At 42.6% G+C, this 14,788-nt stretch carries 6 protein-coding genes; 3 read left to right on the top strand and 3 right to left on the bottom strand.

Annotation, left to right across the window (positions count from 1 at the left end; genetic code table 11):
• The 3 genes from ACKGJN_RS16130 to ACKGJN_RS16120 all read right to left on the bottom strand — a co-directional run.
• On the bottom strand, positions 1-7,014 hold a 7,014-nt coding region (locus ACKGJN_RS16130; protein ID WP_458250433.1), incomplete at its 3' end, for a DUF7507 domain-containing protein.
• 43 nt (positions 7,015-7,057) lie between these two features.
• On the bottom strand, positions 7,058-9,604 hold the full coding sequence (locus ACKGJN_RS16125; RefSeq protein ID WP_409540592.1) for a hypothetical protein: 2,547 nt from the start codon (positions 9,602-9,604) through the stop codon (positions 7,058-7,060).
• A 14-nt stretch (positions 9,605-9,618) separates the two neighbouring features.
• Positions 9,619-10,206, bottom strand: coding sequence for a hypothetical protein (locus tag ACKGJN_RS16120; RefSeq protein ID WP_409540591.1), 588 nt, complete (start codon positions 10,204-10,206; stop codon positions 9,619-9,621).
• Between the two features lie 2,046 nt (positions 10,207-12,252).
• On the opposite strand from ACKGJN_RS16120, the gene ACKGJN_RS16115 reads away from it, so the two are divergent.
• The 3 genes from ACKGJN_RS16115 (at position 12,253) to ACKGJN_RS16105 (ending at position 14,434) form a co-directional block, all read left to right on the top strand.
• The gene (locus ACKGJN_RS16115) at positions 12,253-12,489 is read left to right on the top strand and encodes a hypothetical protein (RefSeq protein ID WP_409540590.1); all 237 of its coding nucleotides are present in this window, start codon (positions 12,253-12,255) and stop codon (positions 12,487-12,489) included.
• A gap of 98 nt (positions 12,490-12,587) precedes the next feature.
• On the top strand, positions 12,588-12,767 hold the full coding sequence (locus ACKGJN_RS16110; protein WP_409540593.1) for a type II toxin-antitoxin system YafQ family toxin: 180 nt from the start codon (positions 12,588-12,590) through the stop codon (positions 12,765-12,767).
• Between the two features lie 473 nt (positions 12,768-13,240).
• On the top strand, positions 13,241-14,434 hold the full coding sequence (locus ACKGJN_RS16105) for an ATP-binding protein (RefSeq protein ID WP_409540589.1): 1,194 nt from the start codon (positions 13,241-13,243) through the stop codon (positions 14,432-14,434).
• Positions 14,435-14,788: the final 354 nt, after the last annotated feature.

The following is a 14,788-nucleotide window of genomic DNA, read 5'->3' as shown; positions in this document are numbered from 1 at the left end:
CTGCTGTGGCGTTACTAACTGGTCATCTGTATTGTTGCCCGTATCAGGATCGTACTGGTCGCTATCGGTGATGGTAGCTGTATTCAGGTACTCACCAGCTGCGCCGGTCGGTGCCAATACAGTCGCCTGGAAGGTCAGTTCCAATGGCGTTGCTGTTGTAACACTCAATCCGCTCCAGGTAATGGTGCTGCCTGTTAAGGTGCCGCCACCACTGATATTGGTGATCGTGCCGTAACCTGCCGGTACAACATCTTCTACCGATACGCCCGTGGCGTTATCAGTTCCAAGGTTGGTTACCGTAAGGGTGAAGGTCACCACGTCGCCCACATTCGGGGTGGCGTCGTCAACCGTCTTGGCTATCGCAAGATCCGCCTGCTGTGGCACAACCGTAGCGTCATCCGAATTATTTCCTGACACTAAATCCACCTGTTCTCCTGGAACTTTGGAAGCAGTGTTGGTATAGAATATTCCAGGGCCAGGCTCATTCACAGTGGCTATAATGGAAAGCGTGGCTGTACCGTTTAATGGCATATCGCCAATAGTCCATTGATATGGTGATGTATTATTATAAGTTCCTGTTGCAGTATTATGGCCTACATAAGTATAACCATTCGGTAATTGATCCACAACCACCACATCTCTGGCCGGAGCTGGTCCATAATTGGTTACAACAATGGTAAAGGTTACCTGTGAACCCACCAATGGTGTTGAATTATTAACTGTTTTGACAACCCCTATATCTGCAGCACCGGCTTCTGCCGTTGCCTGATCCTGATTACTGGTTACCGTTAAACCGGCATAAGTGGTACTGGCGGTAGCCGTATTGGTCACGCTGCCTGCAGTCAGGTCACCAGAAGTAACGGTATAGCTTGCCGTGCAGGTTATGGTAGCTCCAACAGCTAGCGGACCATTGGCACAATTGGTTAACAGGCCAATTTTATCATCATTGATGGTAAACGGACCAGGAAGGGTAACGCCACCCGTATTGGTGATGACAAATGAATAATTTATCAGTTCCCCGACAGCATTGTAAGGACTGCCGGATGTAATTTGCTTATCAAGGCTAATAGCAGGCGTAAGGAAATTCACTGTCTCTGTATCGGAGCCTGTCGCTATGCCGCCAAGCGGGCCGGTACCTGATGCAGTGGCGATATTGACTTGCGAAGCAGTGAAGCCCGGCGTAACATCAAACGAAATAAATACATAGTACGGATCGGTCACTTCCGGATCAAAATACTGGTCAACATCCAAAATATTAGAGGTGGCAGTACCATTCCATAAAGGATTCACAGCGAGCGACAGTCCCTCGGATGCAGCAAAATTGGTTGGGTTAAATGCGGCAAACTGAGTTACTATATCGTCGTAAATTTTTAAATCATACAGATTTACATCCCCTGTATTTTCAATAAGCAATTTAAAGGTAACGCGATTGGTTCCATCGCCATTATCAACAACGCTTTCAACGGTTTTTGTAAGTTGAATAGCTGGATTTTCGAATAAAGTAACCGCTACATCATCCAAGTCAATAAGAAAACGTCCAGCCGGACTGTTAGCCAAGGATGCCACTTCATTTATATAGGGACCACCGGGGTTGGTACCTGAAATGGCTGTTACAGTTACCTGAATTTGTATCACTGCAAACTCGCCAAACAGCAAGGTGCCGTTTCCATCAAGCAATTCGGGATTGGTACCACCATTGTAATTCGTGTTTCGAACTAGTGCAGTACTAGGTTGTGTGGAGATGGTAGTAGAATTAACCACGTAACCCGATGCATCGGCAAATGCCGTTGCAAGGTCATCGTTAAGTTGCAGGTTATAGAGTGGCACATCACCCATATTTTCTACCTTTATCTGGTAGGTAAGGGTGTAATTGTCTCCACTTTTTGAAACGCTGCCCACGATTGTCTTGGTGACTGCTATTGCTGGGTTTTCGCTAAAGCTTACCGGCGTCGGCTGGCTGAAGTTTCCAGGGTTATTGCCCCCGCCCGGATCAGGGTTAATACCGTTTTGAGAAACATCGGTTACAGAAGTTTCGCCTGGTCCTATGGCTGTACCGGTAGCGGAGTTGTTGTAAATACCCAACTTGGTACCCGGGGTAACGCGTACCACCAAGGTAATGGTTTGGGTTGTGTTATAGGCTACTGTACTTGAAGCAGCAAGTAAGAGGTTATTGGTGGTGTTAAAATCACCTACCGTATTGGCAGCGAGGGTTCCGGATGCGCTGATGCTCTTAACTGTGTAGCTAGTAGCGCCTGTAAATGTGGTGGTGAGATTGTCGGTTACCTGCACATTGTTCAATGGCACATCGCCATAGTTCTTTACATAAATGGTGTAAGTTACATCATAGGTGCCATCATTGTTATTCATTGTTGATGAAACCGCTTTAGCAAGCCCCATCTTAGGATTTTCGGCAAAGGTTACCGGTGTGGGGTCACTGTTGTTGCCGGTACCATCATTTTCAGGATCTACATCTATTCCATTGTGTGAGATATCGTTTACGGTTGTACCAAAGGCACTGGTACCGGCTGAAGTGGCACTGTTATTATAAACGACTGGAGGCGGCGGATTGGCAAAGCCCGTAGGTGCCACATCCACTGAAAGCGTAATTATTTTTGTTTCTCCTACTGCCAGGGTATTTCCGGTTTCTGAGAGCAGGTTGTTAATGCCAGTACCGGTGTATAGATCATTTACAGTAAAGCCTGTGCTGTTGATACTTTTAACTACAACAGGTGCTCCACTGAAAGTGGTGGTCAGATTATCGGTTACCTGTACATTATATAAGATGACATCGCCGGTATTTTTTACATTGAACTCATAATTGACTGTGTAGGTTCCATCATTATTGTTGATTGGAGTACCCACCAGCCTTTTGGCAAGTCCTATTTCAGGATTTTCGGGGAAGGTTGCTGGTGTAACAACATTGTTATTTCCCGGATTACCATCATTGTCGGGATCAGGATTAAGACCATTTTGCGATACATCTGTGGTTGAAGTTCCTCCAGGTCCTGTGGCGGTTCCTGAAGCCTGATTGGCGAACGGACCGGCCGTGGTTGGTGTTACATTCAAACTGATGACAATGGTACGTATCTCATTGATAGCCATTGCTGTGCTGGCCGAAAGCAGGTTTTGATCTGAACTTCCGTTGAAGCTGCCATTTACAGTGAATCCAGCGCTGGCAGATAAGGCTGTAACAGAGTAGGTTCCTGCACCAAATGCAGCATCCAAATTGTCAGTCACCTGTACGTTATTCAATGGCACATCGCCATAGTTACGCACTGTGAGGGTAAAGCTGAGATTATAACTTCCATCGGGCAGAATGCTTGGCCCAGCAGTAAGTGCTTTGGCAACACCGATGATTGGATTTTCAATAAATGTAACGGCTTCTGTATCGGTATCTGATACTGTTAAACCATTGGCATCTTGAGCACTGGCATCAACGGTATTGGTGTAAGGGTTGTTGAATGTGCCAGGAGTGACCGTAAGAGTGATATTGATAAGTCCTTGCTCTCCAGGGACGAGTGTTTGTCCAGTTGACAGCAGGTTGGTATTGGGCGCAATACCTGTGTAACTTCCATTTAACGTAAATTTAGCACTGCTGATACTCACACCGCTAAAAGTGGAATAAGTTGCTGCAAGGTCTTCCACCACCTGCACACTTTGCAGGGCAGTATTTCCGGTATTTTGCATTGCAACCTGGTAGGTAAGGGTGTATGTACCGTTGCCGTTATTGGTAGGACCGCCAAGCAGGGTTTTGGTTACATCCAAACAAAGATTTCTGACGGTGAAAGATGCAGTCTGCTCGCAACCATTAGCATCAGTTACGACCACTGTGTAAACACCAGGTGACAAAGAAGAAATATCCTCCGTCGTGGCGCCGTTCGACCAGGCATAGGTATATCCGGGTGTTCCTCCGGAAACGCTCAGGTTAATGGCGCCCGAATTAACAATATTGCACGAAGCGTTGGTAACGTCACCGCTAATCACGAGTGCCGGCGGCTGGGTTACTGTCGCCGAAGCCGTGGTTGTACAACCATTAGCATCGGTAATGGTAACATTATAGGTGCCGGGCCCAATATTAATAAGGTTCTGGGCGGCCGAACCATTGTTCCACAAATAAGTGTAAGGTGCTGTGCCACCAGTGACGGTAAGGTCAATGCTGCCGTTGTTGGCGCCGAAACACAAGATGTCTGTGGCTACTGCACTGGCATTAAGCGCCGCTGCTGGCTGATTGACTGTTATACTTTGTATTACATCAGGGTTAGTGCCATCGCTTACTGTAACCTGATACTCGCCGGCGGGAAGATCTGTAAGGTCTTGATTGTTTTCCTGTCCTGCGGGAACCGGGCCACCTGAAAGCGCTACCCAGATGTATGTGTAGGTTCCTAAACCTCCAATAACCTCAAGGCTAATGGTGCCGGTGCTTTGGCCAAAACAAAGCACATCGGTTTTGGTGAGGGAGCTGATTTCCAATGGGCCTCCAATACGTTGTACCGTGTAGGATTGTATCAGGGTACAACCATTGGCATCGGTGATGGCAACCACATAGGTACCACCCACCAGTACCGAAATATCTTCGGTACTAGCCGTAAATCCGTTTGGACCCGTCCAGGCGTAGGTATAGCCGGGGCTGCCTCCTGAAACGGTTATATCAATAGAGCCATTGGACGCACCAAAAGGGTCTTCATTCACGATAGTTGCAGCTGTAACTGCAATACTACTTACCGGCTCTGTAATGGTGGCAGAGGCTGTTTTCACGCATCCTTTGCTGTCGGTTACTGTTACATTGTAAGTACCTGGTGTCAGCCCTTCCGGATTCTGAACACTGGCAGTATAACCTGGATCACCAACCTTGGTCCAGGCAAAAGTGAAAGGCCCAATCCCTTGCGTAACTTGTAAAAATATCGACCCGTCTGCGGCATCCCGGCAAAGGATGTCATTGGGGGTGATGTCGAGAATTACCTCATTAACAAATATCTCACGGCATTGCTCTGTTCCGGGTCCACAATCGTTGGTGGGCTCCACGCAAACATTGTATTTGCCAATGTCCACACTCGACCAATTTACATCTATGGTTGGCAGGGTGGTTTCAACAATTACCAGTGGGGTGGTTTGAATAATGGTTCCTGACGAGGGGATTGCTCCAAAAGGTAACGTCCAGGAATATCCGGTAGCTCCTGGGATTGCATCAACACTGACGGTGCTAATTTCTTCGCGGCAAACGAAAATACCATCACAATTGGTGGCAGCTATCAATGTTATTGAGCTTGCCGAAATTTGGCATCCATTGGCATCGGTAACGGTTACAGAATAAGTCCCGGGGTCAAGACCTGAGCGGTCTTGAGGGTTATTGGCTCCAGAAAGGTCAGACCAGTTATAAGTATAGGGAGCAGTACCCCCTTCGACAGTCAAGTCTATGCTGCCACCTGCAAAGCAGGAAGGTTGGGTCCCAACCGCATTGGCTGTAAGCGCAGGAGGTTGAGTGATAGTCTGATTGCCCAATACAACAACGCAGGTAGTGACAGCCGCATCGCGGATGCGCACGGTGTAAGTATTTGGTGCAAGGTTGCTAAAAGTGTAGGAACCGCCTGAGGTTATTGGTGACCAAGAGATATTGTCTATGGAAACCTGGTAAGTACCACCGCCTCCACTTGGGAAGCTTACTTTTATTGTGCCATCATTGTCTTCAAAACACGAGATATTAGTTTTAGCAACTGATGCATTCAGCACCGCGGGTTGGATGATGGTTTGATTGCCCAGCGACACCACGCAGCTTGGAAAAGCCGCATCTCTAATTTGAACCGAATAGGTATTGGGGCTGAGGTTTGTAAAAGTGTAGGGCGTGCCTGTAGAAACGGCAAACCAATTGGTGCCGTTGATGGAAACCTGATAGGTCCCGTTGCCACCTAAAGGGTTGTTTACGGTAATGGCACCGTTGTTGGCACCAAAGCAATTTATATCTGTTTTGCTTACCGTAGCCGAAAGTGCTGGGGGATTGGTGATTGTTCGGTTACCAAGGCTGATCTCACAAAAAGGATTGGCCGCATCACGCATCTGTACATTATATGTTCCAGCTCCCAGACCTGCAAAGCTGCCGCTGGATTGCCATGTTCCGCTATTTAAACGGTATTGATAGGTACCGGCTCCACCTGATGGATTGCTTACTACTATGCTACCATCGATAAGTCCGTTGCAACTGATGTTAGAAACTGTAACTGTGGCACTTAATGGGCTAACGCAACCGTATGTAATGATAATACGTCCATTCGCACCAGTGCTTCTGTTTTGCGAACCACCAGTCCCTGGTCTATATGCACCACCACCACCACCACCTGGAACAACCCCGTTAATGCCTGATCCAAGTGCAATTGCTCCATTACCACCATTACCTCCATTTTGACCTAAGGTCGCTATACCTCCATTACTAAACGAGCCATTAATACCAGTAGATGCATTACCTGCCGAAGATCCAGCGCCCCCACCGTAGCCACCAGTTCCAGAAGTTCCGTTAGCTCCATTTCCTCCGGAGTAGACTACACTTCCAATACTCGAGGCAGCTGCACCTCCAGAGGCACCGGTTTGACTATCATTTGCCACAGCTGAACTATTACCTCCAACCGCTAAAATGGTGGTACTATTTATAAACCAAGAACTTCCTCCCGCTGCGATTGTCGAACTACCTGCCCCCACTGTAATGGTATAGGTTTGCCCAGGCACAACGGAAATCAAGCTGCGAGCATAAGCACCACCGCCCGCTCCACCGGCACCTCCATCAAATGCAGCAGTTGCTACACCGCCTCCACTACCACCTCCACCCCAGGCTTCCACCTGCACGGTGGTAACGCCTGCAGGTACTGTCCAGGTTGTAGTTGTGTTGTAGGTAGTGCTGGTTACTTGAGCTGTTGCCAGTTGAGCAGAAATAAAGCTCCACACTAATGCCAATGTCAGCAAGAGCAACTTTTTGCTTTTGGATGGTTTAGTTAAAAACAGACATAGGTTTATGTGTGAATTTATCATTTTTATGCTATTAAGGTTGAAGCCAGTCATTAAAATGTATTTTTTAGTCAATTTTAATGTTTGTTGTAGGTGGCGGTACATTATCAACAACAACTTGGATACAAACAGGAGCACTCAGGCAATCGTATTTTTTGCCTTGCACACAAATTTGTCCTCCTGCTGTGGTAGTCCAGGTAATTGTGATTGAATTGGTTCCTTGTCCGCTATTTATTGTAGCGTTGGAAGGAACGGTCCACTCATAGCTGTCATAATTCGCATTTATAGGTACGGTATAGATGACCTGGTCACCCACACAGGGTATGGCAGTATCTGGAGTTATGCTTCCTGGTGTGACCGGAATACAATCCGAATCATCGCAGTTATTCAGCCCATCGCCGTCGTTGTCGATGCCGTCATTACAAATTTCTTTTTGGTAGATAAACACCGTAACATTTATAAAGCATCCGTTTGCATCGGTTACCTTTACTGTGTATTCGCCATAACTTAGGTTGGTAACTTGCACTTCAGTTGCATTTGGTTGAAAAACAAAAGTGGGGTCACCGGTTTTCGACCACAAATAAGTATAACCGGGCGTTCCGCCGGAAGCCGTAACGGTTGCAGCGCCATTGCCGGCGTTGCCGGGGTCATCGGTTTTAGCAATAGTTGCTGTAATTTGTGTGGGTTGGGTAACCACGAAAGTTTCTTCGGTAACACAATTATCGGAGTCGGTAACATATATAGTATAACTGCCAGCCCCAATGTTGAGCAGGTTTTGGCTGGTATTGCCGGTGTTCCATAGATAGGTAAGCGGAGAGTTTCCTCCTGAAACAGTCAAATTGATGGCGCCGGTATTATCGCCGAAGCAAGCAACATTGGTAATGGTTTCATCGATAACCACCGGAATACGAGCCGGAATACTAACAGGGCCGGTAGTTTCAATACAGGCATACACCCCTTTAACATCCACACGGTAATTTCCGGTAGTGAGGCCGGTAAAGGTGTGGGATGAAGCTGAAATATCAGCCGTAAAGCTGCTTTGAAACACATTATCTTTATACAAAGAAAATGTATAAGGTTTTGTTGCGCCACTGGCGGATACCGTTAATGTACCATCGTTAACATTGCAAGGCACGGTGTAGCTATAGGTAGGTGGCCCGTCGAAGAATGGTTTTGTAGTGTCATATCCCACCACTGTCTCAACCGATTGTACCGGGCAATTGGTGGGTAAGGTTACTGTAAGTTTATAAGTACCAGGCTGGTTAACGGTTATTTCTCCGGTACCCTGTCCAGAAATGATGTTGCCATCAATTGTTTCCCAAAAATAACTGACATCCTCACGCATTGGTACTGCTGTAACGGTGGCTGTTTCGTTTTCACAAGAAATTGACGATGGCTCACTATGAACTGAAACCGTAGGCTGCCCCCAGGAGTAAGGACCTGAAAAGTCTTTTAACTGGGCGGTAAATGATGCTGATGCACGAGTTTTTACTATGAATGTATTTAGCGGAAAATAACAAGGATCTACGCCAGATAGTGATGAGTGATCCATACCCATTGCCGTAAGATTAATCCCTACTTCAGCTAGGGAATATGGAATGTACTTATCACTCCAGGTATTGGTTTTAGTTCCTCTGGTTCCCCAGGGTGGTGCCAATGGCGTTTGTAAATCACTGTTTATATAGCCGCATATCTGTACTGGTTGAGATACTAAAGGAATTATACCTGCATATCCATATGGTGACCCATTAAAGGCGCCATCAAAGGTACCTGCCCATTGAAAAGTAGGAGTAAAGCCCCCTGTTTCTCCAAAAAGCCTTACCCAATCGGCACGACTAACCCATAAACGTGTTTCAACAGTTGTTGTTTGACCTGATAAAGCTACACTAAAAATAAAATCGCCAATTTTGGTGATACTTCCATCAATAGCAAAATTATAGGCCGTATGTCCCAATTGTGGCCCGCCAGAGGTGAAACCACTGCCTGGTGTGTATTGCACATTATCCACATAAAACTCAAAATCCATATAGGCTGTACCGCCTGGTTCGGCCATATTAAAAAGCCCGACAAACCATAAATTACCATTGATATCAAGTCCATCGCGAAACATATGCCCACCTGCATCAATAATGTCATTTTTACCCAAAACATTCATTTCTCCCGGATCCCATATTGCAGGGTCTTCACCGTTTTTACTGGCCGTTAGAAATGTAGTGGCATCCTGAAATCCCGTTCCTCCAAAATAATCACGGGCAAAAACACCATCAATTAAAATTTGATTGTCAACTATACTTACAAGGTCATACTTCTGACGCCTTTCATAGAGAGGATTTGTATCAGGCAATTTCAGCAACGTTTCAATTGTTAAAGGATTTGATTCGTCAATAATACCCCTTCCTGCAGCCCCTAAAAACCAGTCATTACTGCGTGGGCTTATTGGCTCAGTTCCTGCGCCATACTCAACGACTCCAGAATACAGACCGGCGTCAATGCCAAAACCGGCAACCACACAACCACTGCTGCTAACCTGCTGGGCATTGGACCTTGAAAAAATAAAACCGAATAATATCAGGAAAACAAAGATCACTTTTGGTCTATTATTTGTTTTTCTCATGATTGATATAATAATTAAATAAATATTTTTAAATTGTCATGGGTTGTAAATTCACTGCATCCTTTATTTGGGATACCAAGGATGGCTCCTCCATTACTTTTATAACTATTCCGTTCCAATAGATGGCCGTGCGTTGCACATACCGAGTAGGTAGGAGGCATTACAAAAATATCATCGCAGCAATCAAGTTGCGCAGGTGTTTTCCAGAATGTACTTGCTTCGCCGAATGCCGATGCAGGAATACCCGCATAGCTAAAAAAAGATACTGCAATCTTACCATTCTGTAAATCCATGGTCCACTTAGGGGTATTCAAAAAAGTCGGGTAAACAGGAACCGTAACAGGAGTAGTTGTAGTTATTCCAACAACACCAAGTGACTGCCAGGACGAGATTGCTGTATTAACAGCATTTGTACGATATTCTGCACCTATAATGAATGGTCCGCCTTTATAGTCCACACCATTATAGGTAAAACCGACACCATCCTGAGATTTACCGGTTTTTATTACCCATTCATTAGGCACTTTATAATTCTTTAACAGATCGTAGATTAAGCCATAAGGTTTAAGTCCATTTCTACCGGTTAGGGGTGTGACTCCCATATTAACAATATAGGAGCCAGTTGCAAAGGTTTCCGTTTGCGTTTGAGCTTGCAATGAAAACATTCCATATAGGATAAAAAAACCCAATTAAATTGAGGTCATTTTTCCTGACTTAACAAATAAAGATGCCAATATTTTCATAAGGGTAATTATAGATTATCTCAATTACAAAAGGAAAAATCTTACTTATTGGCTTTCAATAATAAAGACTAAATCCTCGACCTAGAAGTATAACTTCGTAAAACTACCCGGAGATGATTAGAAAAGCTATTCACTTTTTTGACAAAAAAGCCCTGAAATTCCCTCTTTTGGGGATTAAGGTTTATTATAAAGGGAATAGTAATTATTAAAATCATTAAGCAATAGTAAAGTTCTAGATATAAAATTTTTACTTTTGGTGTAACAAATATATTATAATAATCATTAATATTAATCATAAATTTTAACAATTATTAATCATAAATTTTAACAATTATTAATCATAAATAATAAATTAAATCTATGGCCAATAATATAAAAAAACTGGATAGTCAACAGTCTTGAAAGAAACCTTACTTAAACAAAATAAAATCTTTAATATTTTCAAAACTTTTATTAAATTTCATTAGTGTCAGGTAAAAATATGCATTTAGATTTTGCGCTCCTACTCAAGTAGCACGTTGGCACTAAAAGAATGAAAGCAGTATATCTGGAAATTTAATAGTGAGATAGTCTCATTTTTGGGTAGAAATTTCCAATATTCACAAAAAGTGCAGTTTCAACTTTAATAAAAATGTTTACCGGACAACAATGTTTTTATAGTAATAGAAATCAATTAAACATATATAAGTTCAAAATTAAAGTAACCGAAAAGATTACCTCAATTATTTAATTCGTTGGAACCCTTGTATTAATAAAACTTGCAATTTAGGTTTGAATCTGGCGAGAGAGCTCGGAACCGTGCTCACTTGCTTCGTTGAATGTCCTGCGCCAATTAAACTCGCCCGTTTGCACCGTTTTTATCCAGGAGAGGAACATATTTGGCACCATTTTCTTCAAAGTAATGACTGGATACTAGGACTAAAAAGCTGACTTAAGACATCTAAAAACAATACTAATCTTATTTTCAAATCAAAACGTAGTGCTCCTCAACTAGCACTATTGTAAAGGATGAGATGTTAACTCAGATCTATAGAGGTATTGAAAAGAAAAAATAGCTTTGTTTTTGAGTTAAAATAAAGTTAAAGGTCTCAAATTCGGATACACTAGAATTTTGACCCTTCTGAAGAGCCAGGAATAATAGGGTTTTGCCAAATTTGGATAGTTCCTCTTTATCGTAAACTCCTCTCGTCAAATTGATTTTGCACACCTATTAAAGAATTGGCTAAACGGATTTTGCAATATAATCTATCTTTAAAATTATGTAGTAAATCAAATAACATGTATTTTTATAGTAATAGAAATCAATTAAGCATATATAAGTTCAAAATTAAAGTAACCTAAAAGGTTACCTCAATGATTTATATCGTTGTAATCCCTCTATTCCTAAGGCGCGCAAATTAGGTTTGAATCCAGCCGAGGTCACAGTAGAATAGAAAATCCGCAGCGAAAGCTGCGGATTTTTTTAATTATAAAATACCCTCAAGCTTGCTTGAATGGGTGTTTTATAATTAAAAAAATCATCAAACCGCAAGGTTTGATACGGTTTACATTCTCAAAATGGAGCTTTGTCTGGAAAGACGAAGTCAATCCGTTTCCTATATGTTGTCCATAAAGGCATCTTGAACCTTCCAACTTTCCAACTTTCCAACTTTTTAACCTTGAATCCGGAACTTTGAACCTTTCAAACTTTCCAACTTTCAAACTTTGAGTTTTTTAACCTTAAATCCGGAACATTGAATTTTTCAACCCGTGTAATCCGCTTTTTTAGTAATCCGCGCAATCCGTGTTTTCCCAAACCATTAACCTTTCGAACGTTGAACATTAAACTTCCTATTTTTTCACTCAAAACCCAGTTCTCATTTCTCAATACTAATTCCGTATATTTACATTATAAATCAAACAGTTATGGTAACCATTAAAATAGACGAACGCACGAAGGCGGGAAAAGTCTTATTAAAACTTATAGAACTTTATTCGGAAAGTCAAAAAGGTATTGAGATTGTGGAACCGGTTACAAAAGCGAAGCAAAAAGAGAAAATTCCCAATGCACTGACTTTGAAAACTATTGAGGAAACAAACCAAGGCATAGGTTTAACCAAGACCAAAAGCCACGAAGATTTAATGGAAAAATTGTTTTCTTAAATGGATTATGCGGTCCAATTTACCGGTCAATTCAAAAAGGACGCTAAGCGTTGTAAAAAAAGGAACTATGAAATCCCTTTACTGGAATCGGCAATTAGATCGTTACGGGAAAAAGGAAAGGTACCTGCACTATTAAATCCCATAAATTAAGCGGCAACTACAAGGGCCGTTGGGAATGTCATATCAAACCGGACTGGCTCTTGATCTGGAAACAGGATGATACCAAAAAGGAAATTTACCTTGAACGTACCGGCACCCATAGTGATTTGTTTAAATAAACGTATATCGTTCCTCTTTCACTTCCAAGGCATCAGGTATAGGAATAAATTCAAGATTCAAGATTCAAAATTTCACTCCCGACATCCGGCTCAGATTTCACTGTTCGGCATTCATTTCTAAAAAATATGTTCTGACCCCCCAAGAAATCGGGAGCAAAAATAGGGTTCAGGATTCCGGATTCCGGATTCCGGATTCAGAATTCATTCCAACACCATCCCGATGCCCCGAAACAAATGTGGCTCCGCTTTTTTAGTAATCCGTGCAATCCGTGTTTTTCCAACTTTCCAACTTTTGAACTTCGAACTTTCAACTTTTTAACCTTGAATCCGGAACTTTGAACTTTTCAATCCGTGCAACCTGCCCGGCTTTTTTTTGACGGGTCCGCGTTTCCTGCGCAATCCGTTTTTTAAAACGATTTTGCTTGCTCTGTTAAGCAATTATTTAATATTTTTGCTTACTATAGACAGCAATAATGAATAATTTACAGGAAAAATTCTACCGTAAAATCCAGGAAACATCGCTCACTTTTGTGCGGAGCGAAATCACCTCTATTGAATGGAATGCCCGACTAATTGGGTTGAAAGGTGCAAGGGGGGTGGGCAAGACCACCCTAATATTACAGTATATCAAGAAAAATTTGCCACTGAATGAAGAGACGCTCTATGTAAGTTTGGATAATATTTGGTTTGCGGAAAATAAATTAACCGATTTGACGGATAGCTTTGTCAAACAAGGAGGGAAGTATCTTTTTTTGGATGAGGTCCATAAATATGCCAATTGGGCGCAGGAATTAAAAAATATTTACGATGATTATCCAAACCTAAAGATCGTTTTTACGGGTTCATCCCTACTGGAAATCTTAAATTCCCGGGCCGATTTAAGTCGAAGGGCGGTGGTGTATACTATGCAGGGCTTATCCTACCGGGAATATCTGAATTTAATATTAAACGAAAAATTACCGATATTTTCTCTTGATGACATTGTATCAAATCACCTTACAATAGCTCAATCCCTGAATTCCAGAATTAAACCCTTGCAGCATTTTGATGCCTACTTAGAAAGTGGTTATTATCCATTTTTTCAGGAAGAATCAAGTCTGTATTATCAACGATTGGAGGAAGTAATTAATTTGATATTGGAAATCGAATTACCGTTGTTAAGAAAAGTGGATATCGCTTATGTGATCAAGCTCAAGCAACTTTTGCATATTATTTCAGGATCGGTTCCATTTAGGCCAAACATAAGCAAACTTAGTGAGCGCATTGGGATCAACCGAAATACCTTAATTAGTTATTTATTCTTCCTACAGGAGGCTCATATTATTAAAAATATTTACAGGGATGCCAAAGGAATAACCCAACTTCAGAAACCGGATAAAATATTCCTGGAAAACACCAATTTACAATACGCATTTTCACCAGACAATACCAATAGGGGAAATATTCGTGAAACTTTTTTTGTAAACCAGGTGTCTTTTAAGCATCTTACAGAATATACAGACCACGGAGATTTTCGTGTAGCCCGCACCTATACCTTCGAAATTGGTGGAGGCAGTAAAACCGGGAAACAAATCGAACATTTGAAAAATAGCTATGTGGTAGCCGATACTATTGAATATGGCTCCGGTAATAAAATCCCGCTTTGGTTATTTGGGTTTTTATATTAAAAAGGCCCCCTAACTCCCGAAGGGGGAACTTTCAAACTCTTAACTTTGAATTTTGAATTTTTTTAACCCCGAGGGGGGAGTAAATGGTAAACTTTTCAACTTTGAATTTTGAATCCGGAACTTTGAACCTTTGCAACTTTCAAACCTTCCAACTTTCCAACTTTCAACTTTTTAACCTTGAATCCGGCCCCGATGGGTCGGGGTTGAATTTTTAAATCCGTGTAATCCGCTTTTTGAGTAATCTGTGCAATCCGTGTTTTTCCAACTTTCCAACTTTCAACTTTTTAACCCTGAATCCGGCCCCGATGGGTCGGGGTTGAATTTTTAAATCCGTGTAATCCGCTTTTTGAGTAA

It is taken from the genome of Gillisia xinjiangensis (assembly GCF_046298265.1).
GTDB classification, from domain to species: Bacteria; Bacteroidota; Bacteroidia; order Flavobacteriales; family Flavobacteriaceae; genus Gillisia; species Gillisia xinjiangensis.
This window is presented reverse-complemented; position numbering and strand designations above follow the sequence as displayed.

Excerpts from the sequence above, each read along its gene's own strand:
- ACKGJN_RS16125 (WP_409540592.1), bottom strand. The coding sequence starts at position 9,604 with ATGAGAAAAACAAATAATAGACCAAAAGTGATCTTTGTTTTCCTGATA.
- ACKGJN_RS16120 (WP_409540591.1), bottom strand. The coding sequence starts at position 10,206 with ATGGGAGTCACACCCCTAACCGGTAGAAATGGACTTAAACCTTATGGC.
- ACKGJN_RS16115 (WP_409540590.1), top strand. The coding sequence starts at position 12,253 with ATGGTAACCATTAAAATAGACGAACGCACGAAGGCGGGAAAAGTCTTA.
- ACKGJN_RS16105 (WP_409540589.1), top strand. The coding sequence starts at position 13,241 with ATGAATAATTTACAGGAAAAATTCTACCGTAAAATCCAGGAAACATCG.